Origin of the sequence: Devosia sp., assembly GCF_025809055.1 — a bacterium.
Taxonomy (GTDB): domain Bacteria; phylum Pseudomonadota; class Alphaproteobacteria; order Rhizobiales; family Devosiaceae; genus Devosia.
The window spans coordinates 2,963,706-2,989,423 of sequence record NZ_CP075529.1 but is presented as its reverse complement, the minus strand read 5'-3'; the positions used below and the strand labels follow the sequence as shown (position 1 = coordinate 2,989,423).

Sequence of the window (25,718 nt, the reverse complement as noted above, 5' to 3'; positions counted from 1 at the left end):
CTTATCCCATGAGTTATGTGGTTCAGCGCCTGCTGACCTTTCCGCTGATCCTGCTGGGCGTCTCCGTCCTGGTCTTCGTGTCGATCCGGCTGGTGCCGGGCGATGCCATCACGGCCATGTTGGGCACCGAAGCGGGTCTGCTGACCCCGGCCCAGAGAGAGGCGCTGGCCGCCTATTTCGGTATCGACCAACCGGTGTGGAGCCAGTATCTGCGCTGGCTGACCGGGCTCGTGCAGGGGGATCTGGGCATATCCTCGATCTATGGCAAGCCGGTGCTGACGGTCATTCTCGAGCGCTTCCCGCTGACCCTGCAGCTCTCGCTCATGTCGATGGTGATCGCCTTGGGCATCGGCGTACCGCTTGGCGTTCTCGCCGCCTCGCGCAATGAACGGCCCAGCGACCTCGTCGTACGGGTCCTGGCCATGCTGGGCCAGTCGACGCCCAGTTTCGTCATCGGCATCCTCATCATTTACGTACTGTCGGTGTTCTTCGGCTTCGTGCCGGCCATGGGCACGTTTACCCCGCTTCTGGCCGATCCGGTTGCCAGCATCGGGCAGTTGATCTTTCCCGCCATTACCCTGGGCTTTGCCTTTGCGGCCTCGGTCACCCGCATTACCCGGTCCGCCATGCTCGATGTGCTCAGCGACGATTATGTGCGCACCGCGCGCTCCAAGGGTGCGACTGCCGCCAGTGTCATCTGGCGCCACGCGCTGCCCAATGCCCTTATCCCGGTCGTGACCCTGTCGGGTGTTGAGTTCGGCTATCTGCTCGGGGGTGCCGTGATCGTCGAGCAGATCTTTGCCCTGCCGGGCCTGGGGCGGCTGGTGCTCGATGCCATCACCCAGCGCGACTATGCGCTGGTCCAGGGCACGGTGCTGTTCATCGCCTTCAACTTCCTCGTGGTCAATTTGCTGGTCGATCTTGCCTATGTGGCGCTCGATCCGCGCATCCGCATCGGGGGGCGCTGATGAAAAGGCTCCTCGCCGCGCTCCTGCGCCATCCATCCGGCCGCATCGGGCTTGCCATCATCTCGGTCTATCTGCTCGCCGCGCTCCTGGGCGCCTTCGGGTTCATGCCGCATGATCCGCTCAAGCAGTTCACCATCGATCGGCTGAAGCCGCCCAGCGGCACCTATTGGTTCGGTACGGACCTGTTGGGCCGCGATGCCTTCAGCCGCCTCATGGTGGGGATCCGGCAGTCTATGCTCATCGCCTTTGCCGCGGTGGCCATCGCCACGCTGGCCGGCACCGTCATCGGGCTGTTGGCCGCCTGGTGGGGCGGGTTGTGGGACGGCATTTTCATGCGCATCATGGATGTGCTGCTGGCCTTTCCGGCGATCCTCTTGGCGCTGCTGATCATCGCCATTGTCGGGCCGGGCACCATGACCAGCGTGGTCGCCATCGCCATTGTCTATACCCCGATCTTCGCCCGCGTGGTGCGCGGTCCGGCTCTCTCGCTCAAGCAGCGTGACTTTGTCGACGCCGCGCGCACCTTCGGCAGCTCGCAACCCTATGTGCTGAGCCATCACCTCCTGCTCAATCTCGTCGCGCCGCTGGCGGTGCAGGTGACACTGGCGCTGGCCTGGGCCTTGCTGACCGAGGCGGGTCTGAGCTTTCTCGGCCTGGGCACACAGCCCCCGACGCCGTCCCTCGGCCTCATGCTCTCGGAAAGCCGCAACCTCATGCAGCGGGCGCCCTGGCTGATGATCTTCCCGGCGCTGACCATCATGCTGGGCATTCTTGGCTTTAACCTCACGGGCGATGCGCTGCGCGACATCCTCGATCCACGCACCCAAAGGCGGCAGACATGACGCCATTGCTTTCCGTCCGCGACTTGCATGTCGGCTTCGGCCGCGATCCCAGGACCAATGAAGTGGTGCGGGGCGTCAGCTTCGACCTCGATGCCGGCCAGACCCTGGCCATTGTCGGCGAGTCAGGCTCGGGCAAGTCGGTGACGGCTCTCTCGGTCAATCGCCTTGTCGATTTCGGCGGCGGCCGCATCACCGGCGGCACCATTGCCCTCAATCGCGCCGATGGCACGGTCGTTGATGTTTCGAGTGCCGATGAAAAGACCCTGCTTGGCATTCGCGGCCGCGACGTGGGCATGATCTTTCAGGAGCCGATGACCTCGCTCAACCCCGTCCACACGGTCGGCGCCCAGATAGCGGAAGCCTTTCGCCTCTCCAAGGGACTTACCGGCGCAGAAGCCGACAAGGCGACGCTGGACGTCCTCGAACGGGTGCGCATTCCCGATGCCCGCTCGCGCCTCGGCTATTATCCGCACCAGCTGTCCGGCGGCATGCGCCAGCGCATCATGATCGCCATGGCCCTGGCCGCCAGTCCGCGCCTGCTCATCGCCGACGAGCCGACCACGGCCCTCGATGTGACGGTACAGGCGCAGATCATGGCCCTGTTGGCCGAATTGCGGGCGGAAACCGGCATGGCGATGATTTTCATCACCCACGATATCGGCCTCGTCGCCGGCATTGCCGACCGTATCATGGTGATGCAGAACGGGGTGGCGGTGGAACAGGGCGATGCCGACGCCATCCTCGACAATCCCCAGCACGATTATACGCGGCACCTGTTGCGCGCCGTGCCCCATTTCACCTCCGGCGCGGCCGTGCGAACCGACGGGACCCGCGACACCAAGCCGGACACCATCGTCAAGGTTGATGACCTCGTGGTCCGCTTTCCGGTGGGTCGCTCCTGGCTGCGGCCCCGGGGCGCCATCCACGCCGTCGATGGGGTCAGTTTCGATCTCGTGCCCGGCGAAACCCTGGCCATTGTCGGCGAAAGCGGTTGCGGCAAGTCCACCACGGCGCGGGCGCTGCTGGCGCTCAACAGCACAACCCGTGGCGCCATTCACATCGCTTCGACCCGCTCCGGACGCCCGGTGCAGATGGTGTTTCAGGATCCCTTTGCCTCGCTCAATCCGCGGCTCACCGTCGAGGCCCTGCTGGCCGAACCGGCGATCGCCAGCGGCCGCAAGCGTGATGCGGCGCTGCGGGACCGCATGGTCTTCCTCCTGGAGCGGGTCGGCCTGCCCGGCGACGTGCTCGAGCGCTATCCGCACCAGTTTTCCGGCGGACAGCGACAGCGCCTCTGCATCGCGCGCGCCCTGATGCTCAACCCCGACGTGGTGGTGCTCGACGAAGCGGTGTCGGCTCTCGATGTGTCGGTACAGGCCAAGGTGCTCGATCTTCTGGTCGATCTGCAGCGCGAATTCGGCCTGGCCTATCTCTTCATCTCTCATGACATGGCGGTGGTGGAACGCATCGCCCATCGCATCGCGGTGATGTTTGCCGGCCAGATCGTGGAAATCGGCGCTGCGCGGTCGGTGCTCGGCGATCCGCGGCACAGCTATACCAGGCGCCTCATCGCCGCGGTTCCGGCGGTCGAGCGGCGGCGGCAGCGCTTTTCGGTGGATATGACGCAGGTCCCATCCCTGGTGCGCCCGCCCGGTTATGAGCCCCCGCCGCCGCAATGGCGCGAGGCGGGCCCCGATCATCGCGTGCGGCTGGAGGATCACCCATGAGCAAGTCTTCAGCACGGTTCGATGCGGCCTTTTCAACCCTCGCCGCAAGCGTCGAAAGCGGCCGCATTCCCGGAGGCGTACTCGGCCACGTCGATGCCGATGGCAACCGCATCATCCGTTCGCTCGGCGCGGCGCAGACTGTGCCCCTGTCGCGCCCCATGCGGGACGATACCTGGTTCGACCTCGCCTCGCTCACCAAGGTGCTGTTCACCACCGAACGCATCTTGGCCCATGCCGAAGCCGGAACCATCGATCTCGATGCGCCCCTCACCAGCGTCCTGCCGGACTTCCGGCACTACAATCCCGACAATTGGGAACGCAAGGTCACCTTCCGCCAGTGCCTTGGCCACCAGACGCCGTTCCCCGCCGTCTTTCCGCTCTATACCTATGGCCGCGATCCGGATCTGTTGCGCACCTTTCTGCTGCAGCATGAATTTGCCGCCGGTCCGGCCGTCTATTCCGACATCAATTTCATGCTCCTGGGCTTCGCGCTCGAACGGCTCGCCGGGACCTGGATTCGCGAGATCGATCCCGGCGCCGGCTTCGCCTGGTCGGCCCCGGCCGAGGCCGCCGCAGCCACCGAGGACTGCTACTGGCGCCACCGGGTGCTGGTGGGCGAGGTCCATGACGACAATTGTTCGGCCCTGCAGGGCGCCGGTCATGCCGGCCTGTTCGGCACCGCCTCGGCCCTGCTCGATTTCGGCCAGGCAAAGCTCGCCACCGCGGGGCCGGAAGCCCTGATCCGCACCCCGCTGTCGGGCCGCCGCACTCATGGCTGGGAACGTCCTTATGAAGGCTGGTCGGGCGGCGAGGCCTGTTCGGCCGCCACCATCGGCCATACCGGGTTCACCGGCACCGGCCTGTGGCTCGACTTCGAGCGCGGACACGCCTGGACGCTGCTGACCAACCGGGTTCATCCGACCCGGCATTTCGACAGCGGCATCGTGGCGCTGCGACGGACCGTGGGAGACTGCATCAATGCCAGGTGAGAACGTGAAGATGAAGCCGGTCTGGGCTATTGGACTGATGACGGGCACCGTGCTGGACGGCAATATCGACGTGGCGCTGTTGCGCACCGATGGCGAAACCATTGCGGATTTCGGCGCCTATACCCTGGCGCCCTATCCCCGATCCATCCGTGACCTCTTGGAAGAGACCCTGGCCCAGGCGCGAACCTGGAATTTCGAGGGGCCCGAGCCGGCCATTTTCGCGGAAGCCGAGGAGGCGATCACCCGCGCCCAATCGGCTGCGGTATTGGACCTCATCACACAGGCCGGCCTTTTGCCCAGCGACATCGGCGTCATCGGTTTCCATGGCCAGTCGGTGCTGCATCGCGCCCCGCAGCCGGGCCGCATCGGGGCGACGCGGCAATTGGGCAATGGCGCCCTGATGCATCAATTGACCGGCATTCCCACCGCCTATGATTTCCGTTCGGCCGATGTGCGCGCCGGCGGCCAGGGCGCGCCGCTGGCGGCGCTCTATCACCGGGCGCTATTGCGCCGGATCGGTGCCGTGGATGGAAAAACCGCCGTGCTCAACCTGGGCGGCGTCGCCAATGTCACCTGGTGGGATGGCGCCGACCAGCTCATCGCCTTCGATGCCGGCCCGGCCAATGCCCCCATCAATGACTTCGTCAAGGGACTGGGACTGGGCGAGATGGATCGCGACGGCAGCATGGCATTGCGGGGGCAGGTGGACGAAGCGCGCCTCGCGCAACTCCTCACCCATCCCTACCTTTCCGCACCCTATCCAAAATCCCTGGACCGCTTCGATTTCCTCGCCTCAATGGCCGAGGGGTTGGGCGCCGAAGACGGCGCGGCGACCCTGACAGCCTTTACCACCGGCGCTGTCGGCAGGGCGCTCGACCTCTTGCCGCAGCGCCCCGATCGCCTCATCGTCTGCGGCGGCGGGCGGCACAATCCGGCCATCATGGCCATGCTGGCAAGCCGGGCCGGCGTCGAGGCCGTGCCGGCCGAGACCGTGGCCTGGCGCGGCGATGCCATCGAGGCCGAATGCTTCGCCTTCCTGGCCGTTCGCGTACAAGCCGGCCTGCCCATCAGTTTCCCGACCACCACCGGCGCACCCCGCCCCCTCACCGGGGGGCAGCTGGCGGCGTGATGGCGGACGGCCTCGCATTCGCGGTCACCGAACATCCCGAGGCGGCCGATCTCGACCGGCTCAGCCAGCACCTGGGCGATTTCAACGCCGCCGATGCCGGGCCTTCGAACCGCCGCGCGCTGGCGGTGTTCGTGCGGAATTCCGCATCGCAGATGGTGGCGGGCCTTTCGGGCTACACCGCCTGGGGCTGGCTCTATGTGCAATGGCTATGGGTCGGCGAGAACCAGCGCGGCCTCGGCCTCGCCGCGCAGATGCTCGCGGCGGCGGAAACCGAAGCGCGAGCCCGCGGCTGCCACGGCGCCTATATCGACACCTTCAACCCCACCGCCCTCAAGGTCTATCAGCGCGCCGGCTACGGGGTGTTTGGTCAATTGCGTGACTTTCCCATGGGCCGGACGCGCAGCTTCCTGTCCAAGGCCCTGTCCTGACCTTACCTGTCAGTTGCGGGGCGCCGTTCCGCCCGTCGACTGCCGGACGATCAGCCTGGCCTGCAATTCGGTATCCTCAGGCACGTCCCCTCCGTTGAGCATGGACCACAGGTGCTCGACGCCCAGCCGGCCCATTTCGGCCGCGGGCATGCTGACGGAGGTCAGCGAGGGCCGGAGATAGGCGCTGGTGAGATAATTGTCGAAGCCCATGACCGCCACCTCGTCCGGCACGCTCACGCCGGCATCGGCCAGCGCCGCCAGCGTGCCGATGGCGTGCCGGTCGGTCGAAGCGATGATGGCGGTGGCGTCCAGTCCGCTCGCACAGGCGCTGCGGATGCGCTCATAGGCGCCGGTTTCGCCCGCGACGCCATCCATCAGCGCAATGCTCACCGGTTCCCCGGCGGCATCGAGATAGGCTTTGAGGCCTTTGTAGCGATCGTTGAAATCATACCAGTCGGCCTGCGGCGTCATGTAGGCGAAGCGCCGGTGGCCTCTTTCATAGAGATGCCGCGCGGCTGCCACCCCGGCTTGCACATTGTCCGAGCGCACCATCGGATAGCCGGCATTGGGCTGCTGGCCGACCAGGACCATGGGCACCGGCATCTGTGCCGGTAGGCGGCCGAGGCGCTGGTCATGGGAAGCGGCACAGACCACGATGCCATCCACCCGACGCTCGAGAAACTGGGTCACCAGCGCCTCGCGCCGGGCCTCGTCTGCCTGGGTCAATCCCAGCAGCATGGTCAGGCCGCGATCCCGCGCCGCCGTCTCGATACCGGTGATCATGTTGTCGTAATAGGCATTGGTGACCGGAACGATGACCCCGATACTGTCGGAACGGGCCCGGGCCAGCCCGCGGGCCATGGCATTGGGCACAAATCCGAGGTCCCTCGCCACCCGCTCCACCCGCAGCCGGGTCTCTTCGGCCACCGGATAGTCGGACTTGGACAGGACGCGGGAGGCCGTCGCGACCGAAACCATCGCCCCCTGGGCCACTTCCCGGATCCCGATGGTTCTCTGCCGCCGCCTGCTCATGGCCGCTCCATAGCCTGAAACCACTGCCTTGACGACAGAAAAGCCGGAATGGGGCGGGTTCAGATGCGGCACAGCAGCGTTTGGCTCGAGCAATGCCGGACCAGCGTCCGCACGCGTCACGCCTGCGAACCGCTCCGCCATGAGAACGCAGGCCAGAAACCGGGCCCGCTGCAGAGCTCTGCCTTATACGGCCGGGAACAGTTTCCACCGCTTGGGGCGGAATGCGATCCGGGATTGGTCGGCGGCGGGATGATCGAATGGCAGATCGATCTCGACCCGATGGGCAGCGCCGCCAATATCAAGTTCCACGCGGCGCGTTCCACCCACGCGCCTCGTGCCCGCGACCACGCCGGACAGGGCTGCATCACCTTCGACCAGCTCGATGTCATGCGGGCGGAAAAACAGGCGCGCGGGGCCGGCGGCACCCGAACCGGAAATGCCGATGGGCCGGTCACCTAGCCAGAGCCCGTCCTTCTCGATGGACACGGGCAATTGGCTCGACTCGCCGATAAAGCCGAAGACGAAGGGCGAACTGGGCTCGTCATAGACGCTGTCGGGCGTACCGACCTGCTCGATGGCACCCTGGCTCATCACGCAGAGGCGATCCGCCAGTTCCAGCGCTTCTTCCTGATCGTGGGTGACGAAGACCGTGGTATGGCCGGTGCGGTCATGAATTTCGCGCAGCCATTTGCGCAATTCGCGGCGAACCTGGGCGTCCAGCGCCCCGAAGGGCTCGTCGAGCAGGAGCACGCGGGGCTCGATGGCGAGCGCCCGGGCCAGGGCGACGCGCTGCCGTTGCCCGCCCGAAAGCTGGCTGGGATAGCGCTTTTCAAGCCCGGCAAGCTGCACCAGATCGAGCAGTTCGAGAGCCCTCTTGCGGATTTCGCCCGCCGGCGGGCGCGTCGAGCGCGGCCGCACCTTGAGTCCAAACGAGACGTTTTCCAGAATGGTCATGTGCCGGAACAGGGCATAGTGCTGGAAGACGAAGCCGATATTGCGATCTTGCACGCTGAGCTCGGAGGCATCCTCGTCGCCAAAATGGATCCGGCCGGCAGTGGGGCGTTCGAGCCCGGCGATCAGCCGCAACAGGGTGGTCTTGCCCGAACCAGAGGGTCCGAGCAGCGCAATCAGTTCACCGGAGCGAATGTCCAGCGAGACATCGTTGAGGGCCGGGAACCGGTCGAATTCCTTGCGGACATTTTCTACGCGAACTTCCATTGATCGTCCTTGTCAGTGGCCCTTGGCCGCAGCGAGTTCATCCCCGAACCGCCATTCCAGCGCAGTCTTGAGAACCAGGGTCACCAGTGCCAATAGGGCCAGGATGGAGGCCAGCGCAAACGCTGCCGTGGCCTGGTATTCATTGTAAAACATCTCGACCTGCAGCGGCATAGTCGTGGTCTGGCCGCGGATTTTTCCCGAAACCACGGCTACGGCGCCGAATTCGCCCATGGCGCGGGCGTTGCAGAGCAGCACGCCATAGAGCAGGCCCCATTTGATATTGGGCAGCGTCACGCGCCAGAACGTCTGCCACCCGGACGCGCCCAGCGACAGGGCGGCCTCCTCGTCGCCGGTACCCTGGTCCTGCATCAGCGGGATCAGTTCGCGGGCGACAAAGGGGAAGGTCACGAAAATCGTGGCGAGCACGATGCCCGGAACGGCGAACAGGATCTCGATGCCATAGGATTTGAGCCAGTGTCCAAGCACGCTCCCGGTGCCGAACAGCAAGACATAGACCAGGCCGGAAATCACCGGCGAGACCGAGAATGGCAGGTCGATCAGGGTGATCAGGAACGCCTTGCCCCGGAATTCGAACTTGGCGATGGCCCAGGATGCGCAGATACCGAAAACGACGTTGAGCGGCACCGCAATGGCAGCAACCAGGACGGTCAGCCTGATGGCCGACAGGGCATCGGGCGTTTGCAGCGACTGCAGATAGGTTCCGACGCCCTGGCGCAGCGCTTCGGAGAAAACCGCCACCAGGGGCAGGACCAGGAACAGGCCCATGAAGCCCAGGCCGGTCAGGATGAGCAACCACCGTACCCAGGCGGGTTCGTTTGTCGGGGACGGATGGCGGCGCGCGGACAGATCAGTTGCCATAGCCATACCTCTTCCGGCTCCAGGCCTGGATCAGATTGATGACGAAGAGCATCAGGAAGGAGATGCCGAGCATGACCGTGGCGATCACCGCAGCCCCTGAATAGTTGAACTCCTCCAGACGGATGACGATCAACAGGGGCGCGATCTCGGACACGAAGGGGATGTTTCCGGCAATGAAGATCACCGAGCCGTATTCACCCACCGCCCGGGCGAAGGCGAGGGTAAATCCGGTGAGGATTGCTGGGGTCAGGCTGGGCAGAAGCACGCGCGAGATTGTCTGGAACCGGTTGGCGCCAAGCGTCGCCGACGCTTCTTCCACCTCTTTGCTGGTTTCCTCGAGAATTGGTTGGATGGTGCGGACCACGAAGGGCAGTCCGATGAAGATCATGGCGATGGTAATGCCCACGGGCGTATAGGCAATTCGCCACCCAAGGGGTGCGAAGACCTGCCCGACCAGGCCGTTGGGGGCGTAGATGGCCGTCAGCGCCACACCGGCAACTGCGGTCGGCAGGGCAAAGGGCAGATCGACCATGGCGTCGAAAATCCGGCGTCCCGGAAAGCGATAGCGCACCAGCACCCAGGCGATCAGGGTGCCGAACACCACATTGATCAGCGCGGCGATCAAAGCGGTCACGAAACTGGTGCGCAGGGAAGCCAGGACGCGCGGATCGAGCGCGGCGGCCCAGAATCCGTCCCAGCCCAGCCCGGTCGAGCGGATCACAAGCGCCACCATCGGGATCAGGATGATCAGCGAAAAGTAGGTGATCGTGAAGCCGAGCGTCATCCCGAAACCGGGCAGGACGCTGGGCCGGCGAAAGCGGCCTTGGCGTGCCATGTCTGTCGCACCTCCTCTGGTTGGGGTGCTGGGTTCGACGCAAGCACCTGCAATATCATACTAACTCTATCTTGTTAGTCGTGTTTCTCAAGGCGTGCGGCCGGCGGTCGCCGCGCCATTTCTAGAAAGTCATTCTCTTTGAGGGCGCCTGGTGCGCACGCTATTGCTCGGAGCGCATCAACGCATGGCCTGTAGGGAGTCAGCGATCCGGGCGCATTGCACCCGGATGTCGGGCACCGCTTCGATCTCGAAATAGCGGCCGCGGGTGAGCGGGCCGACCACCCGGATCCGGGAGGAGACAGCCCCGCCCGCACCAATGAGCGCACAGTTTTCGTCGACGTCCAGCCCGATATGCATGTCATCCGGGCGCGCCGCGCCCGTCTGGATCAGATGCCGCACGACCGGATTGCCGCTGGCGCGGACATCGACGCTGACACCGCCGCAATCATAGACCCGGGCCACATCGATGCGGTCGCGCCGATCCGTGCCGCGTGGGCGGATGGTGGCGCGGACGCCACCGCCGGATCGCTCGATTCCGACGAATTCGGCCGCGATCAGCGTCACCTGCCCCGCATTGACCGCGCGTTGCAGGCCCGCATGCAGGTCCGGCGGCAGGCGATGGCGGTGGATGTTCCACCAAGGGCGGACATGGCGCAGGAACTGGCGTTTTTCACGCGCCGGCCAACTTTGCCACAGGCGCTGATTGTAGGGCCGCAGGCCATCAATCACGCTGCGCCAGTCGCCACCGCTGGCTCGAGTTTCGCGCACCAGTTCGCGTAGCCACCCCATCAGGTAGGTGAGGCTTGTCCCGAGCGGAACATCGGCGCTGTCGATCGCCAGGGGCGGCACGTCCTCGTGGGCCTGGGGCAATTGGCCATTGCGCGACACGACGATGATCGGACCGCGATGCTGCGCCATGGACAGGGAAACCCAGGCGTCGACCATGCTCAGCCCGGACCCCAGGATCATGACCGGGTCGTCCGCATCGAGCGGCGTATCCCGGTCCGAACCGGCGCGGACCGCGATGCCCTTGCCCCGGGCCGGCTGGGTTTCGTGGCCCACGGCCAGAGCGGCCCAGTGTCCGGCCAGGCTTGTGCCATTGGCCAGCGCCACCTCGACACCGGCCGCGGTCTGACGCACGGCTTCTGCTTCTTCCGACAGAACCCGCAACCGCCCCGGCTGTCGCGCGCCGGCCTGACGCAGAACGTCCTCCAGATAGGCGCCATAGAGCCGCCGCGGCACAAAGGTCCATGAATTGGCGTAAGTCGCGGGATCGCGCCTTTGCAGCCAGTGCCAGAAATGCTCTGGTTCGTCGGCAAAGGCGCTCATGCCACGGGCCGGAACGTTGACGCGATGATCACGTCCCAGGGCCGAATAGGCGAGGCCCGGACCAAATCGTCCCTGCCGCTCGATCAGCACGACCCGCAGATCGGGGTCGGGATTGCGCAGGAGATGTGCGGCCAGCAGCACGCCGCTGGCACCGCCACCAATGATTATGCCTGTCTTGCCGGCGCTCACGAAGCGCCTCCCGCCCGGATCAGGCGCTGAGCGAACGTTACAGTTTCTCCGCGCCACCCATGGCCGCCATCTGCACGAGGCTGGTCTTGTCCAGCACGTCGGCGATGGCGTTGCGCACCGCGAACATCAAGTGCCTGACCTGGCAGGTTTCGAGGTCGCAATCCTCGCAGGGCACGAAGCGGGTGCGGCTGGCACAGGGAATGGGCGCCAGAGGACCATCGAGGACGCGGACCACGTGCCCGATCATGATGTCCTCGGGCGAGCGGGCGAGGCCATAGCCACCCTGCTTGCCCTTCTTGCTCCGCACGAAGCCGGCATTGCGCAACTCCGCCAGGATGGCGTCGAGAAACTTCTTGGGGATGGCGTTCTCGCCCGCCAGTTCGGCAACACCGGTCAATTGACCCTCTGGCAGGCGCGACAGCGCTGCCAGGGCCTTGAGACCGTATTTGCCTTTCTTGGTGAGCACTGGCGCTTTTCCCTGCTCCGGGGCGCGTGGCCCCGGACATTTCCGACACAGCGCATATAAATTCCATAGACATTCTAGACAAGACCCTGATCGGCCTGCGGGCGGGGCTCGGCAGGTCTGCGGCGACGGTCGGCCCGTTCCTGAACCAGGGCCGCCAGGTCGTGGCCGGCCGTCCAGCGTCCAAAGCCGCTTGCGACATTGATGTGTCCGGCAAGACCGATATCGACCAGCGGGCAGCGCCACTGCGCGGCCAGCCCGCGTGCCTTGTCGAGCGACATGTAGATGTCGTCGCGGCTGGCCACCACCAGGGCCGGGAATGGCAGCGGCTCGATGGGGATGGTGCCGAACTCGTAGGTTCTTGCATGAAGGACCGATGTCCGCTCGATATCGGCTGGCGCCACCAGCAGGGCACCGCCGACCAGGGGCGCCACCGAGCTGGTTGCGAGCCGCGCCGCCAGGATGGAGCCGAGGCTATGCGCAACAACCAGCGCCCCCGGATTGGCGATGACCGCCCGCTCCAGCCGGTGCAGCCAGCGCCCGGCCTGCGGATTGGCCCAGTCGGCCTGATCCACAAGCTTCGCCTGGTCGTCGTCCGCCAGCCAGAATTGCTGCCAATGCCCGTCCCCTGAACCGTTCAGGCCGGGCACGATCAGAACCGGGCGCGCCATCGCTCGCCTCCCGGCTTACAATCGTCATATCGATCGCGTGCGTCCGGCTCTGGCGCCTTGCCATTGAGGTAACAGGCGTCCTGTTCGGCCCGGCTGAGGGGCACCGCCCACAAGGCAGCATCCGGCAGGCCGCCGAAGAAACTGGTTTTGCGGGGCGCATCCTGCGCCGATCGCGACGGGCCCCGTTCGGGGCCGAAAACACCGAAGAAATGCACCATGCCATCCTCCGAAAGCCGGATTTGCGGGGCCGGAACGGATGCGGCCAGCCCGAGGGCCGGCCGCGAGGCTCAATTACTGGGTCGGACCGGAATAGATCTGGTCGAAGACGCCGCCGTCACCGAAGAAGCGCGGCTGCGCTTCGCGCCACCCGCCAAAATCGTCGATGGTCACAAGATTGAGTTCGCCGAAGCGGGCAATGTCCTCCGGCGCCGCAGCCGCGGCATTGAACGGACGATAATAGTGCTTGGCTGCAATGGCCTGGCCGACATCGGAATAGAGGTAGCCGAGATAGGCTTCGGCCAGTTCGCGAGAACCCTTCTTGTCGACATTGCCATCGACGATGGCCACCGGCGGCTCTGCCAGGATGGACAGGGTTGGCGTCACGATGTCAAAGGCATCGGGCCCCAGCTCCTCAAGGGCGAGATAGGCCTCGTTCTCCCAGGCCAGCAGCACGTCGCCGATCCCGCGCTGGACGAAGGTGGTGGTCGAGCCGCGGGCACCGCTGTCGAGCACGGGCACGTGCTTGTAGAGATCGGTCACGAACTGGGTGGCCGTTTCCTCGCTGCCGCCGTCCTGGGCGAGAGCCCAGCCCCAGGCGGCAAGGAAGTTCCAGCGTGCGCCGCCGGACGTTTTCGGATTGGGTGTAATCACCTCGACGCCATCCTGAACCAGGTCGCCCCAGTCCTTGATGTTCTTGGGATTGCCCTTGCGCACAAGGAACACGATGGTCGAGGTGTAGGGCGCGTTGTTGTTGTCGAGCGTGCCGCGCCAGTCTTCCCGGATCAGACCCGGTACGGCGTCGGCAATGGCGTTGATGTCGCTTTCGAGGGCCAGGGTCACCACATCGGCCTCGAGGCCATCGATGACGGTGCGGGCCTGTGAGCCGGAGCCACCATGGGTCACCTGGATGGCGACAGTCTCGCCCTTGGTTTCCTGCCAGTGGCTCACGAAAGCCTCGTTGAACTCCCGATAGAGTTCACGCGTGGGGTCATAGGAAACGTTGATCAGCGTTTTGTCCTGCGCGTGCGCAGTGACCGAGAAGCCCATGGCCAGCGAGGCGGCCAGGGCGGTGTAGGCAAAGAGTTTGGCTGTGCGGTTCATCAGAACCTCCCCTTGGTTTAATGCATAAACCCTATCAATTCAGTCGTGTTTGAAAAGGTTCGCACTTGCCCGCCCAGCCCGAGAAAGAGAAAATTTTGCCCTGAAGCGTGGCAGTCTGTGCCACGCGCGCAACGGCAGTTCAGATTTCCGCACTCCGCCCAAAAACAATTGCCGTCAGAATAACTGCGCCGATCCGCCAACGGCGGGCTGCTGGCCGCGCGCGCGCGCATACGCGATCTTGATATCCGGCCGATTTGCACGGTGAAACAGCATCGCAGGGGGCAGCGGCCGGAGCCAATCTGCGCTCAGCCCAGAACCACGCCACCATGCCAAGGTCGCGGCCCGTGCGGGCACATTGTTTCGTCTCCACCCCGGCCCAAGGGACGAATAGTTTCTTTTAGTCTATCGAATCCATAGACTAACTGAACTAACGTTGTTTCATCGGCACCCCACCAGTGGAACAGTTCATGTCTCATCCCATCCTATCCCGTCGCCTGTTCATCGCCAGCGGCCTGGCCGCCCTGGCCGTGGCTGGCCCGGTCCGCGCCCAGGGCGACGCCCCCATTCCCGAACAGGTACCGCCCGGCACCAGGCTGGTGATCGGGGATCCGCAAACCCAGTTCGCGCTGCAACTGTCCGGTCTCATCGATGAACTCAGCTTCGACGTCGAGTGGGCCAATATCAGCGGCGGGCCTCAGACGTCGGAGGCGTTCCGGGCCCGTGCGCTTGATCTTGGATCGGTCGCCGAAATTCCCGGCATCTTCGCAAACTGGAACAATCTACCGGTTCGTTTCGTCGCCTATCGCGAGAAGACCGATCCGATCGGGCACCCCATCTATGTCTTCGGCATCGCGCCCGGTGCCAGGGGCGTGGCCAGTCTCAAGGACTTTGCCGGCAAGCGGATCGCCTTCAGCCCCGGGCAGGCCCAGGGCGCCCTGGTCCTGCGCGCGCTCAAGGCCGCCGGCCTGACGACTGCCGACGTGACCCTGGTGGAATTGCCAAGCACGGGAGACGTCTATCCCGTCGCGCTCGCGAGCAACCAGGTTGACATCGCGCCCCTCGGGGGCACCAGCACGCCGCGTTACCTGACCCAGTATGGCAAGGATGGCGCCACCGTCATCTCCCACGGCCTGCGCGACGATCCCGGTCACCTCTATGCCCCGCAATGGGTGCTGGACGATCCGGCAAAGGCGGCTGCCATCCGCGAATATGTCGGGCTTTGGGCCCGGGCCCGTCAGTGGGTCGACGAAAATCCACAGCTCTGGATCGACGAATACCTCATCCGCGATCAGGGGCTCTCGCGCGAAGACGCCGAGTATCTGAGCGAGGCCACCGGCACCTATGCCGTTCCGGGCAGCTGGGACGAGGTCAAGACCCGCCACCAGGCCACCATCGACCTGCTCGCCGCAGAGCTCGGCTACCAGCCCTATGACGTCGAGCTGCTGTTCGACAACCGCTTCGAAACCGTGGCCGCCGACGCGCTCGCCGCCGGCAGCTAGCCATATCTTTCATCAGGGAACCTGACCGATGACAGCATATATTTCCGACCATGACGTAAGAACGGCCCGCAGGCTCACAGCCTTGCGGGCCGGGATCGGCAACCGCACGCCCGACCGGGCCCGCAGGCGGCTCGGCCCGGGCACGAAAGTGCCGGGATCGCTGGCCCTAGGACCGGTTCTGCTGGTCCTTGCCTGGATCGCCGGATCGGGCCTGGGGCTGATCGATCCACGCATCCTGCCAGCCCCCTGGACCGTGGGTGAAAGTTTCGTGAGCCTGGTTCAGCAGGGCAAGTTGCAGGACCATTTCCTGACCTCATCGGTGCGGGCGGGACTGGGTTTTTCCATCGGCACGGCCATCGGCCTGGCCCTGGCAGTCGCGGCCGGCCTCTCCAGATTGGGGGAAGCCCTGATCGACGGGCCGGTGCAGATCAAGCGCGCCGTGCCGACCCTGGCCCTGATCCCGCTCTTCATCCTCTGGTTCGGGATCGGGGAGTTCATGAAGGTCACGACCATCGCCCTGTCGGTGATCATCCCGATCTACATCCACACGCATAACGGCCTGCGCAGCATCGACAGCAAATATGTCGAGCTCGCCGAAACCCTGCGCATGAGCCAGAAGGACTTCATCCTGCAGGTGGTGCTCCCAGGCGCCCTGCCCGGCTTCCTGCTGGGCCTGCGCTTCGCCGTCACCCTGTGCTGGACCTCGCTGGTGGTGGTCGAGCAGATCAATGCGACCAGCGGGCTGGGCTACATGATCGAATTGGCCCGCACCTATGGACAGACCGGAATCATCTTCGTGGGCCTCGTGGTCTATGCGATCCTCGGCGTGGTCTCCGACGGAGCCGTGCGCCTCTTGCAGGGGAGGCTGCTGTCATGGCGTCGCACGCTGGATCACTGACACAAGCCAACACGGCGCGTGTCCGCGGGCTGACGCGCCGGTTCGGCCAGCGCACCGTCCTCAACGGAGTGAACCTCGATATCCGGCCGGGCGAGTTCGTCGCCCTTCTGGGCAAGAGCGGCTCAGGCAAATCCACGGTCCTCAAGGCCATTGCCGGGCTCGACTATGACGTCGCCGGCGCGGGCACCATCCATAAGCCGGAGCGCATCTCGGTCGTCTTTCAGGATGCCCGGCTCCTGCCCTGGCACACGGTCCTGCAGAACGTGACGCTCGGCCTGTCCGGCCCGCAGGGGCAGGATGCGGGCCGCCAGGCTCTGGCCGAAGTGGGCCTCGCCGGACGGGAAAATGCCTGGCCGATCGAGCTTTCGGGCGGCGAGCAGCAGCGCGTCGCCCTGGCCCGGTCCCTGGTGCGCGAACCGGCCCTGCTTCTGGCCGACGAACCCTTCGGGGCTCTCGACGCCCTGACGCGGATCAAGATGCACGACCTGCTGCGCGAACTCTGTGCCCGGCACCGGCCCGGCGTGCTGCTGATCACGCATGATGTCGACGAGGCCATCACCCTGGCCGATCGCGTCCTCGTGCTCGACGACGGCCAGTTCGTCGAGGACATCGCAGTCGACCTCTCCGTCCCCCGCGATCACGGCGACCGGGCATTCGCACGATTGCGCAAACACCTTCTTTCCCGCCTCGGGATCGGCGCCACCGACACCCGGGCCGCCTGAACCGCGCCGTTCATTGTTCTGGAGCACAATCAAATGAATACAGCCAAACGTCAGATCAAGCTCGGGGCCTTCGTGATGGCCACCGGACATCACGTGTCCGCCTGGCGGCACCCTGAATCACAGGCCGATGCCGGCCACAATATTGATCACTACATCGACCTGGCCCGGACGGCCGAACGCGGCAAGTTCGACCTGATCTTCGTGGCCGACAGCCCGGCCGGCTGGGATCGCGCCAAGGATCCCGAAGCCCTTCGCCGTTCGAGCCAGGGTGCCCATTTCGAGCCGGTTACCCTTTGGGCGGCCCTGTCGCAGGTGACCAGCCACCTCGGTTTCGTGGCAACGGCTTCGACCACTTATGAAGACCCCTATCTGCTGGCCCGGCGCTTTGCCTCGCTCGATCACATCAGCAAGGGTCGCGCGGCATGGAACGTGGTGACGACGGGCTCGGACGTCTCCAGGAACTTCACCATTCCCGGCCACCCCGCGCATGCCGACCGTTACCGGCGCGCCGAAGAGTTCGTCGATCTGGTCCAGGGACTTTGGGATTCCTACGAGGACGACGCCTTTATCCGCGACAAGCAGAGCGGCATCTATCTCGATCCCGACAAGGTTCACCAGGTCAATCATCGCGGCGCCCACTTTAGCGTCAGTGGTCCGCTCAACGTCGCCCGGCCGCCCCAGGGCTATCCGGTCATCGTGCAGGCCGGCGCCTCCGAGCCGGGCCGTGACCTGGCCGCGCGCACGGCCGAAATGATCTTCACCGCCAACCAGACCCTCGAAGACGCCCAGGCCTTCTACAGCGACGTCAAAGGCCGCCTCGCGCGCTTTGGCCGCCGCCCTGAAGACCTGCTGATCAGTCCCGGAATATTCCCGGTTCTGGGCGGCACGGAAAAGCAGGCACGGGAAAACGCGGACTATATCCAGTCCCTGATCCATCCCTCGATCGCCTGGACCATCCTGCAACGGCACTACAAGGACGTCGACCTCACCGGCTATTCGCTCGATGACAAGGCCCCGCCCCTGCCGCGCGACACCGAGCTCAACAAGAGCCGGCTGAAGCTGGTGACCGATCTGGTGGAGCGCAATGGGCTGACACTGCGCCAGCTCTATCTGGCCGTCGCCGGGGCCCGTGGGCATCGCGAAGTCGTGGGCACGCCCGAACAGATTGCCGATGCCATGCAGGAATGGTTCGACAATGGCGCCGCCGACGCCTTCAATATCATGCCGCCTGTCCTGCCCACCGGGTTGACCGACTTCGTGGACCAGGTCGTTCCCATCCTGCGCCGGCGCGGGCTGTTCCGGGAGGAATACGAGGGCACGACACTGCGCGAAAATCTCGGGCTATCCCGGCCGGCCAACCGGCTGGCGGCCAGACAGAACGCCCTGTCTGCCAGCTGACCCATTTTCCGGAGTGATCGCATGACCGAATACCGCACCCTGGGCGCCAGCGCCCTCAAGGTTTCCCGCCTGTCTCTGGGCACGATGATGTTCGGAGGACCGACCGACGAGCCGACCTCGCGCCGCATTATCGATGCAGCACGCGACCACGGCATCAATTTCATCGACACGGCCGACGTGTACAACAAGGGTGTCTCCGAGGAGATCGTCGGCCGCTCGGTCAAGACCGACCGGGACGACTGGGTCATTGCGACAAAATTCGTCAATCCGGCCGGCGCCGGTCCCAATGCCGGCGGCTATTCACGCAAGTGGGTGCACCAGGCGGTCGAGGCCAGCCTGCGCCGGCTGGACACGGACTATGTCGACATCATCTATTTCCACCGCGCCATCTTCACGGCCCGCCCCGAAGAACCGCTGCGCGCCATTGCCGACCTGATCGCCCAGGGCAAGCTGCGTTATTTCGGCGTCTCCAATTTCCGGGGCTGGCGCATCGCCCAGATTTCGCATCTGGCCGACCAGCTCGGCATCGACCGGCCGGTTGTCAGCCAGCCGCTCTACAACATCGTCAACCGTACGGCCGAAGTGGAGCAGATCCCTGCCGCCGCGGCCTATGGGCTTGGCGTCGTGCCCTATAGCCCATTGGCCCGGGGGGTGCTGACGGCAAAATACGCAGCCGATGCGGCGCCGGCGGCCGACAGCCGCGCCGGACGGGGCGACAAGCGCATCGCGGAAACCGAGTGGCGCCCCGAATCCATTGCTGCCGCCCAGAAGATCAAGGCGCACCTGGCCGGTCGCGGCCTCAGCCCGGCGGAGTTCGCCGTGGCCTGGGTGCTCGCCAATCCCTATGTCACCGCGGCCATTGCCGGGCCCCGCACCGAGGATCAGTGGCAGAGCTATCTGCGGGCGCTCGATGCGAAAATCTCGCCCGATGACGAGGCGCTGATCGATGTCCTGGTGCCGGCCGGTCATGCATCGACCCACGGCTTCACCGACCCCGGCCATCCACTCGAAGGCCGTCCGCCCGCTGCCTCCGGCGGCTCGCCGCTTCTCAATCGCAGTTTCACCTGAAGGATCAGACCATGACTATTTCTCTGCCCACGCACACTCCCCATGTCGTGCTGCTCTCGGGCAATACGCATCGTCCGTCGAAGTCGCGCGCCCTGGCGGCCACGCTGGGTCAACGGCTGTCCGAGCGGACCGAGGTGCGTCTGACGCAGCTCGACCTGCTGGATGCCGGTCCACATCTGGGTGCCGCCTATTTCAGGACCCAGCTCAGCCCCGAGGCCCTGGCGGTGGTGGAAACCATCGAGCGGGCCGATGCGCTCATCGTGACCACGCCGGTTTACAAGGGGTCGTATCCGGGCCTGTTCAAGCACCTGATCGACCTGCTCGACATCGAGGCGCTGGCCAATGTTCCAGTCTTTATTGGCGCCACCGGCGGCGGTCAGCGCCACGCTCTGGTGGTCGAACACCAGTTGCGTCCGCTCTTCGGCTTCTTCTCCGCCCTCGTCAATCCAACCAGCCTCTATGTCTCCGACGCCGAGTTCAGCGAGGGCGAGCCGTCTCATCCCCAGGTGCTCGGCCGCCTCGCGACCGGCATCGAGCAGTTCGCCGCGCTGATCGAGGCCCGTCAGGCCGGCAAGATCCACTACGCCACAAAGGGGCGCGATCAGGTCGGACTGGCTGCCGCCAATGCCTGAGACCGGCCCTGCGCCCCTCCGGGGGCCTTCCGTAAGCAACCGTCCTTAGCTGATAATCGTAACGGACCTCCGGATGGCGAATGACCCGGAGGGCCCGGACGAAGGTTCGCTCATGGGGAGAACGCATTGGCCCCCACAATCCCGAACCGCTCCGATGTCGGCCCCCTCGAACCTGCCGATCAGGTGAAACAGGGCTCTTTGGATCACTTCATTCCGCGCTGCGCAAAAATGACCAGCAGAATGCCGGCCACGATGACCACCGACGACAACGAAAACCGCAGAGTCAGTGGCTCGGACAGCAGGACTGCACCGAGCAGGGCTGTCAGCACCGGGACGCTGAGCTGCACCGAGGCCCCTTCCACGGGAGCGAGGTCGGCCAGCGCCGAGTACCAAATCGCATAGCCAGCCCCAGAGGCAAGCGCGCCCGAAAGCACGGCGAAGAGCAGGCCCTGGGCTGAAATTTCTACCCCGTACAAAAGCACAGGAACCAACATCAGCGCCACCAGAACCTGCCCACGCATGAAATTGCCGGCAGTCGCCAGGAGAGCATCGGTCTCACCACGTCCAAGCAGCGAATAGCCCCCCCAGGCGACGCCTGCGACTATCATCAATGCGGCACTGGCTGGATCAGGGGCACTGACGCCTGGAGCAACTAGGGCCGCCAGTCCCCCCAGCGCCACAATGAGACCCAGCCATTGTAGTGGCGCCAGACGACTTCCTCTTGCGAAACCTGCAAGCACCATCGTCACCTGGACAGAGGCAAACAGCAAAAATGCACCTGTTCCTGCTTGAAGATGTACATATGCAAAGGAAAAAGCCGAGGCATAGACGGCAAGCGCAAGAGCCGAACGCCACGACCCCGCCCTTGCCCATGGACGTGACCTCGTCATGGCAACGATAAGTGCCAACATCGCACTACCGCTGATCAGCCGGAGCAGCGTAAATGAGCCCGGATCAATTCCACCACCTGCCAGGGCCAGGCGACAGAAAATCGAATTTCCCGCGAAGGCCAGCATCGCCACCACAGTGAGTATCAGTGTTCTAGGGCCGGGATACTGCCGGCTGCCAACCTGCTGCACGAATGTCACCCTAAACAGAGAAAAGCGGACCTCAATCCGATTTCCCCGGTTGGCCTGAAACGGGCGCAAGAAGCTGGCCTAGCTGCGCTCCCTCACCTGCCATCAATCACACCCCGAGCCGTCCAGCGCGCAAACAGCTCCATTTGCGGCCATATCGTTTTCCAGCAATGCAAGCGCCGCGTCCACCCGCGCCGAAAGCTGATCATAGGGCAGATAGCCACGTGCCAGCATAGAAAACGAGTTCTCCCCCGTCCTTGTAAGAACCGCCGGATAGCCCTCAACTCCCATCGAGCCGACCCAATCCCATTGGCTCTGCACCTCGTCAGCGGTCTCAACCGATTCATAGCGTAGACAAAAATCCCGGAAGTCGACGCCCAGTTCATGAGCTACCGGGGCATAACTCGCTGTGCTCTGAAGGTCCCCTCCCTCGACGTACCAGACCCGCTGAATCTTCTGCGCGATCTCCAGGTCGCCCGCGGTGCCGAAAGATCTGAGTGCTGCTATGGCGCGTGTCGGCCTGCTCGAATTGAGCACTCGGGAAGAAGTCCGCATGTTGCGCAATTCGTTCATGTAGTTGTCGCCAAACCGGCTGCCGGTCATTCTGGTGACATTCTGGTGCAGGCCGACAGGGTCGGGAAATCGACCAAACATACCAGCCAGTGTCACGTCGCGGGGGATCATGCCGCCGTTCAGGACCGTCACGCTAACCTCGTCGGCCCGTTCGCTCGCCAAGCGGTCGATGACACCGGCAAATCCGAAGCACCAGACACAATAGATGTCCGTAATGTAGAGGACTTCCACCTTCACGAGATTATCCTTTTGGTCGCAAGGATCGAAGAGGTTCCTCTCCGATCCACAGATCAATGCCGGTGTCCGCAATGCGCGCCGTCATCCTGCCAATGTTTGCCGCGAGGCGTCTTGCCAATACCAGGATTGAAGGCATTGGTTGGGTCCAGCTCGCGAAAGAAGGCCGCCTGTTCCGGCCCAGCTTCATACTGGTGGCCAACATTGTGCTCCGCTGGGTATTTTGCGCCACGCAGACGCAAATGGTGAAGGATCTCGTCCTTCAGCGCGGTAACGTCATGGCCTTTGGCGACAAGATAATCATTGTGCATGACATGGCAGAAGAAATGCCCACATACGGCTGTCACCGCAATCTTGGCGGCCAGATCCGGCGGAAGCTGCGAAACCACATCAATGTCATTGCGCGGAAAGGCGACATCCAGTCCCAACAACCCCTCGACCGTCCGACGGTTCAGTGCCGCATAGCGGATCGAGGCTGCCCCCGCAGCAAAGCGGTGCAGATAGGCAGCTTCGGCTTCGCGCGCATCACACTCGAAGAAATCGCCGTTGGCCGATGGGAAGATGGCGCTCAGAAGTGCGCGTGTCTCAGCGATGCTGCGTTCTCCGCAGCGCAGGACTAGATGGTGCTGAAATTGACGGCCGAAAGTTTCGATGCGCTTGGGTAGATGGTTGGGCAATAGGTCCACTAGAGCCTGAATCACGCGATCCGAGATCGTACTGCCAAGGCCCAGCCGGTCGGTGAACCCATCGAAGCGGCTTTTCCATGCAAAGGCGCGGGGAACGTTGTCGGTTCCGAAGTGTTTGATGAGCAAAAACAGATCCTTGCCATGGCGGCGGGTGAGATCATGGAATGCTTTGTCGAGGTACTCGCCCGAGATCGGCAGAACCGCAAATTCCGTCAGAATGCGTTGGCGGATCGTCTCCAGCTCTCGCACATCGTTGCTGCCCACATAGAAGGACCGGGTCTCGCCATCTGCGGCGAACGTGTCCAGCCTCAACGCAAAGACCGCCAACTTGCCCGCGCTACCGGAGGCCTCGTAGTGGCGGCGCGGATCGGCATTGTATCGAGCCGGCGTTTCAGCCGCGACATCGCGTAAATGAGCCTGATACTCTCGGTCGGAAGCCCACTGATTTCCCTGAGGCTGCACCTCGGCCGGACCATATTCACCCCGGTCCAGCCGCCCCAGAATGTCTTCGGGGTTGTCTCCCAACTCGATTCCGAGATGATTGACCAGTTGCAACCGGCCTTCGGCATCCACCCGTGCGAACACTGCAAACTGCGTATAGGCAGGACCCCGCTGGATCAGCGACCCACCCGAGTTGTTGCAAACACCGCCCGTAACCGACGCGCCGATGCAGGAGGACCCGATCACCGAATGCGGCTCGCGGCCGATCTGGCGCAAACTCTTTTCCAACTCATCCAGAGTTACGCCTGGCAAACATACGACTTCCGAGCCCTCGCCCAGCAGGTCCAGGCGCTTGATGCGCATCGCGTTCACTATCAGAACCGGACGGTCATAGCTGCCAAAGGGGGTGGAGCCTCCCGTTAGGCCGGTATTGGCTGCCTGCATGATGATGATGACATCGGCTGCCACTGCCAGTTCCAAAACCTTCCACTGTTCCACCAGGGTACCAGGCCGAACCACTGCGATCACCGCGCCGCCGCCGACGCGGAACCCCTTGCGGTAGCGGCGCGTCGGGCCGTCACCCGTCAAAACATGGCGGACGCCCACCACATCGCGCAGATCCTTTAGCAGGCTCATCCCCGAGGCTCCCTCAAATCAGACCCAGACGGAGAGCGACGGCACGCAATTCTTCGGTGCGCACATCGTCAATTGGCTCCATCACGGACTTGCAGGTGGCGTACTCGATCACGCCCATCCATTTTAGCAGGGTCTTGTAGCATTGCGGGTATTGCAGGACATTTGCGAAGGCAATGCTGTTCAGCGGGCCAACGCAACCGTGAAATAGGTCGCGCGCCTCGTCTCTGCGGCCGGCACGCACAGCCTCAAAAATACGGGTCTGCTCGGCCGGCACGACGCAGCTTGCAGCCGAAGTCATGCCAAGCGCGCCGTAGAGCAGCATGAGGAAATTCAATTGGTCTTGACCTGCCCAGGCTTGCAACCGGCCCTGCGTCGCCGCGCTGTACTGGGCAATTTTGGCCGGATAGGGCAGAAACAGCTTTGATGCAAATACCGTCGGTATCTCGTCCGCCATTCGCTTCAGTAGAGCCAGCGGGAACTCGATCCCCGCGCCGCCATCATAAACCATAAGCGGCAGGTCAGTGGACGCTCCGATGTGGCGTATGTGCTGGAATACCCCTTCGGCCTGATGCGGATGATAGTAGGGGCCCGTGGTGAATATGTAATCGGCCCCATTCGCCGCTGCATGTCGGGCGAGATCCGCACTCGCGTCCGCCGAGGAGTGGTTGACTCCCACGCCGATCGGCACCCGACCCCCCGCGGCTTCGGTCACCAAGGTCACAAATTCGCGGCGCTCATCGTCGGTTAGTGCAAAACACTCGCCCGTGCTGCCAAGAGCAAGTATTCCATGCACACCCTTGCCGATCACGAAGTTGACAAGCGCGCGCGTGGAATCGCGGTCGATGGTGCCGTCAGGCTGCATCGGCGTCACTAGAAGAACATGATTGCCGAAGAGTTTTTCTTTCCGTTCCTCGAATGTAGACATCTTTACTCCCTCCGGAAATAACAGGCAGACGCGACAGCTAGACTGTCGTGAGCCCTGCCGCTTCCATTGCGGCGTCAATGAGTGCTGCGGTGGCCTGAGACACAGGCACCAGAGGCGATCGCAATTCGTTGCGCATTAGCCCGAGACGCGAAGCGGCGTATTTCACGCCTGCGGGGTTCGGCTCGACGAACAGTGACTTGTGCAGTCTGGTGAGCTTACGTTCGATCTGCAGTGCCAAGGCGAATTCTCCAGCGGCACAAGCCGCTTGCATCTGGGCGCAAAGTCTTGGCGCCACATTCGAGGTGACCGAAATTGCGCCGTCGCCGCCATACGCATTGAATCCCAGGGCCGAAGTGTCGTCGCCGGAAAGCAACGCAAAATCCTCGTCCAGAAGCAGCCGCTCGAATGAGACCTTTTCCATGTCGCCGGTCGCATCCTTGACCCCCACGATATTGGGACAGGCATCGCGCAAGCGGCAAACAGTCTCGACGTCAATGTCTACAACGGTGCGGCCCGGCACCGTGTACAGCACGACTGGCAACGCAGTCGCCTCTGCGATGCGCCGGAAATGCTCGAAAATGCCGGCTTGGTTCGGCTTGTTGTAGTAGGGAACGGTGCTGAGGATGCCATCCGCCCCGGCCTTTTCGGCAAAACGGGTCAACTCAATGGCCTCGGCCGTGGAATTCGATCCGGCACCGGCAATTACCGGGGCGCGCCCAGCTACTATCCTCACCGCAGCCTCGACAAGGGCATGATGTTCCTGATGGGAGACCGTTGGCGTTTCACCGGTCGTACCGACGGGAACGACACCCTGTGTGCCCTCGGACAACTGCCACTCGACAAAATGGCCAAAAGCATCGAGGTCAAGCCGGTCATCTCGGAAGGGGGTCAGGTCAGCCGAAGTCGATGTA

At 64.1% G+C, this 25,718-nt stretch carries 26 protein-coding genes; 12 read left to right on the top strand and 14 right to left on the bottom strand.

What is annotated here, in order from left to right:
- The first annotated feature begins 8 nt into the window (after nucleotides 1–8).
- Genes KIT02_RS14670 through KIT02_RS14645 form a run of 6 tightly spaced genes read left to right on the top strand, consistent with a single transcriptional unit; the run spans nucleotide 9 to nucleotide 6,083 of the window.
- A complete protein-coding gene (locus KIT02_RS14670) occupies nucleotides 9–968 on the top strand; it encodes an ABC transporter permease (RefSeq protein WP_297579146.1) in 960 nt (319 codons plus the stop codon).
- Nucleotides 968–1,810 carry an ABC transporter permease gene (locus KIT02_RS14665; RefSeq protein WP_297579143.1) on the top strand — a complete coding sequence of 281 codons (843 nt, stop codon included), beginning with the start codon at nucleotides 968–970 and terminating at the stop codon, nucleotides 1,808–1,810. The genes KIT02_RS14670 and KIT02_RS14665 overlap by 1 nt, the downstream gene beginning before the upstream one ends.
- The gene (locus KIT02_RS14660; protein WP_297579139.1) at nucleotides 1,807–3,537 is read left to right on the top strand and encodes an ABC transporter ATP-binding protein; all 1,731 of its coding nucleotides are present in this window, start codon (nucleotides 1,807–1,809) and stop codon (nucleotides 3,535–3,537) included. The genes KIT02_RS14665 and KIT02_RS14660 overlap by 4 nt, the downstream gene beginning before the upstream one ends.
- Complete coding sequence (locus KIT02_RS14655; RefSeq protein ID WP_297579137.1) at nucleotides 3,534–4,526, top strand: serine hydrolase domain-containing protein; 993 nt, start codon at nucleotides 3,534–3,536, stop codon at nucleotides 4,524–4,526. The genes KIT02_RS14660 and KIT02_RS14655 overlap by 4 nt, the downstream gene beginning before the upstream one ends.
- Nucleotides 4,527–4,536: 10 nt before the next feature.
- Nucleotides 4,537–5,655, top strand: coding sequence for an anhydro-N-acetylmuramic acid kinase (locus KIT02_RS14650; RefSeq protein WP_297585336.1), 1,119 nt, complete (start codon nucleotides 4,537–4,539; stop codon nucleotides 5,653–5,655).
- Nucleotides 5,655–6,083, top strand: coding sequence for a GNAT family N-acetyltransferase (locus KIT02_RS14645; RefSeq protein ID WP_297579135.1), 429 nt, complete (start codon nucleotides 5,655–5,657; stop codon nucleotides 6,081–6,083). The genes KIT02_RS14650 and KIT02_RS14645 overlap by 1 nt, the downstream gene beginning before the upstream one ends.
- A 9-nt stretch (nucleotides 6,084–6,092) precedes the next feature.
- Here KIT02_RS14645 and KIT02_RS14640 read toward each other — a convergent pair whose 3' ends face one another.
- From KIT02_RS14640 to KIT02_RS14600, 9 genes are all read right to left on the bottom strand, one after another.
- On the bottom strand, nucleotides 6,093–7,235 hold the full coding sequence (locus KIT02_RS14640) for a LacI family DNA-binding transcriptional regulator (protein ID WP_297579132.1): 1,143 nt from the start codon (nucleotides 7,233–7,235) through the stop codon (nucleotides 6,093–6,095).
- A gap of 63 nt (nucleotides 7,236–7,298) precedes the next feature.
- Complete coding sequence (locus KIT02_RS14635; protein WP_297579129.1) at nucleotides 7,299–8,333, bottom strand: sulfate/molybdate ABC transporter ATP-binding protein; 1,035 nt, start codon at nucleotides 8,331–8,333, stop codon at nucleotides 7,299–7,301.
- A gap of 12 nt (nucleotides 8,334–8,345) precedes the next feature.
- Entirely contained in the window at nucleotides 8,346–9,212 is an 867-nt protein-coding gene (gene cysW, locus KIT02_RS14630; RefSeq protein WP_297579126.1) for a sulfate ABC transporter permease subunit CysW, read from the bottom strand.
- Nucleotides 9,202–10,047, bottom strand: coding sequence for a sulfate ABC transporter permease subunit CysT (cysT, locus tag KIT02_RS14625; RefSeq protein ID WP_297579123.1), 846 nt, complete (start codon nucleotides 10,045–10,047; stop codon nucleotides 9,202–9,204). The genes cysW and cysT overlap by 11 nt, the downstream gene beginning before the upstream one ends.
- Nucleotides 10,048–10,224: 177 nt before the next feature.
- Nucleotides 10,225–11,565, bottom strand: coding sequence for an FAD/NAD(P)-binding protein (locus KIT02_RS14620; RefSeq protein WP_297579120.1), 1,341 nt, complete (start codon nucleotides 11,563–11,565; stop codon nucleotides 10,225–10,227).
- A gap of 37 nt (nucleotides 11,566–11,602) precedes the next feature.
- Entirely contained in the window at nucleotides 11,603–12,031 is a 429-nt protein-coding gene (locus KIT02_RS14615) for an Rrf2 family transcriptional regulator (protein ID WP_297579117.1), read from the bottom strand.
- A 74-nt stretch (nucleotides 12,032–12,105) separates the two neighbouring features.
- Entirely contained in the window at nucleotides 12,106–12,699 is a 594-nt protein-coding gene (locus tag KIT02_RS14610; RefSeq protein ID WP_297579114.1) for an alpha/beta hydrolase, read from the bottom strand.
- Complete coding sequence (locus KIT02_RS14605; protein WP_297579111.1) at nucleotides 12,681–12,917, bottom strand: hypothetical protein; 237 nt, start codon at nucleotides 12,915–12,917, stop codon at nucleotides 12,681–12,683. Before KIT02_RS14605 ends, KIT02_RS14610 begins: the two co-directional genes overlap by 19 nt.
- A 73-nt stretch (nucleotides 12,918–12,990) precedes the next feature.
- The gene (locus tag KIT02_RS14600) at nucleotides 12,991–13,965 is read right to left on the bottom strand and encodes a sulfate ABC transporter substrate-binding protein (RefSeq protein ID WP_297585333.1); all 975 of its coding nucleotides are present in this window, start codon (nucleotides 13,963–13,965) and stop codon (nucleotides 12,991–12,993) included.
- 521 nt (nucleotides 13,966–14,486) lie between these two features.
- On the opposite strand from KIT02_RS14600, the gene KIT02_RS14595 reads away from it, so the two are divergent.
- Genes KIT02_RS14595 through KIT02_RS14570 form a run of 6 tightly spaced genes read left to right on the top strand, consistent with a single transcriptional unit; the run spans nucleotide 14,487 to nucleotide 20,236 of the window.
- Nucleotides 14,487–15,518, top strand: coding sequence for an ABC transporter substrate-binding protein (locus KIT02_RS14595; RefSeq protein ID WP_297579108.1), 1,032 nt, complete (start codon nucleotides 14,487–14,489; stop codon nucleotides 15,516–15,518).
- Nucleotides 15,519–15,546: 28 nt separating this feature from the next.
- A complete protein-coding gene (locus KIT02_RS14590; RefSeq protein ID WP_297579105.1) occupies nucleotides 15,547–16,416 on the top strand; it encodes an ABC transporter permease in 870 nt (289 codons plus the stop codon).
- Nucleotides 16,392–17,138: an ABC transporter ATP-binding protein gene (locus tag KIT02_RS14585; RefSeq protein WP_297579101.1), complete on the top strand. Its 747-nt coding sequence runs from the start codon at nucleotides 16,392–16,394 to the stop codon at nucleotides 17,136–17,138. Before KIT02_RS14590 ends, KIT02_RS14585 begins: the two co-directional genes overlap by 25 nt.
- 33 nt (nucleotides 17,139–17,171) lie before the next feature.
- Nucleotides 17,172–18,536, top strand: coding sequence for an LLM class flavin-dependent oxidoreductase (locus tag KIT02_RS14580; protein WP_297579098.1), 1,365 nt, complete (start codon nucleotides 17,172–17,174; stop codon nucleotides 18,534–18,536).
- Nucleotides 18,537–18,557: 21 nt separating this feature from the next.
- Nucleotides 18,558–19,604 carry an aldo/keto reductase gene (locus tag KIT02_RS14575; protein WP_297579095.1) on the top strand — a complete coding sequence of 349 codons (1,047 nt, stop codon included), beginning with the start codon at nucleotides 18,558–18,560 and terminating at the stop codon, nucleotides 19,602–19,604.
- Nucleotides 19,605–19,615: 11 nt separating this feature from the next.
- The gene (locus tag KIT02_RS14570; protein WP_297579092.1) at nucleotides 19,616–20,236 is read left to right on the top strand and encodes an NAD(P)H-dependent oxidoreductase; all 621 of its coding nucleotides are present in this window, start codon (nucleotides 19,616–19,618) and stop codon (nucleotides 20,234–20,236) included.
- Nucleotides 20,237–20,439: 203 nt separating this feature from the next.
- Here KIT02_RS14570 and KIT02_RS14565 read toward each other — a convergent pair whose 3' ends face one another.
- The 5 genes from KIT02_RS14565 to dapA all read right to left on the bottom strand — a co-directional run bounded on the left by KIT02_RS14565 (nucleotide 20,440) and on the right by dapA (nucleotide 25,699).
- Nucleotides 20,440–21,315 carry a DMT family transporter gene (locus tag KIT02_RS14565; protein ID WP_297579089.1) on the bottom strand — a complete coding sequence of 292 codons (876 nt, stop codon included), beginning with the start codon at nucleotides 21,313–21,315 and terminating at the stop codon, nucleotides 20,440–20,442.
- A 102-nt stretch (nucleotides 21,316–21,417) separates the two neighbouring features.
- A complete protein-coding gene (locus tag KIT02_RS14560) occupies nucleotides 21,418–22,122 on the bottom strand; it encodes a hypothetical protein (protein ID WP_297579086.1) in 705 nt (234 codons plus the stop codon).
- A 53-nt stretch (nucleotides 22,123–22,175) separates the two neighbouring features.
- Nucleotides 22,176–23,882 carry a D-lactate dehydrogenase gene (dld, locus tag KIT02_RS14555; RefSeq protein WP_297579084.1) on the bottom strand — a complete coding sequence of 569 codons (1,707 nt, stop codon included), beginning with the start codon at nucleotides 23,880–23,882 and terminating at the stop codon, nucleotides 22,176–22,178.
- A 13-nt stretch (nucleotides 23,883–23,895) separates the two neighbouring features.
- The gene (locus tag KIT02_RS14550) at nucleotides 23,896–24,807 is read right to left on the bottom strand and encodes a dihydrodipicolinate synthase family protein (RefSeq protein WP_297579081.1); all 912 of its coding nucleotides are present in this window, start codon (nucleotides 24,805–24,807) and stop codon (nucleotides 23,896–23,898) included.
- A 37-nt stretch (nucleotides 24,808–24,844) separates the two neighbouring features.
- Complete coding sequence (dapA, locus tag KIT02_RS14545; protein WP_297585330.1) at nucleotides 24,845–25,699, bottom strand: 4-hydroxy-tetrahydrodipicolinate synthase; 855 nt, start codon at nucleotides 25,697–25,699, stop codon at nucleotides 24,845–24,847.
- Nucleotides 25,700–25,718: the final 19 nt, after the last annotated feature.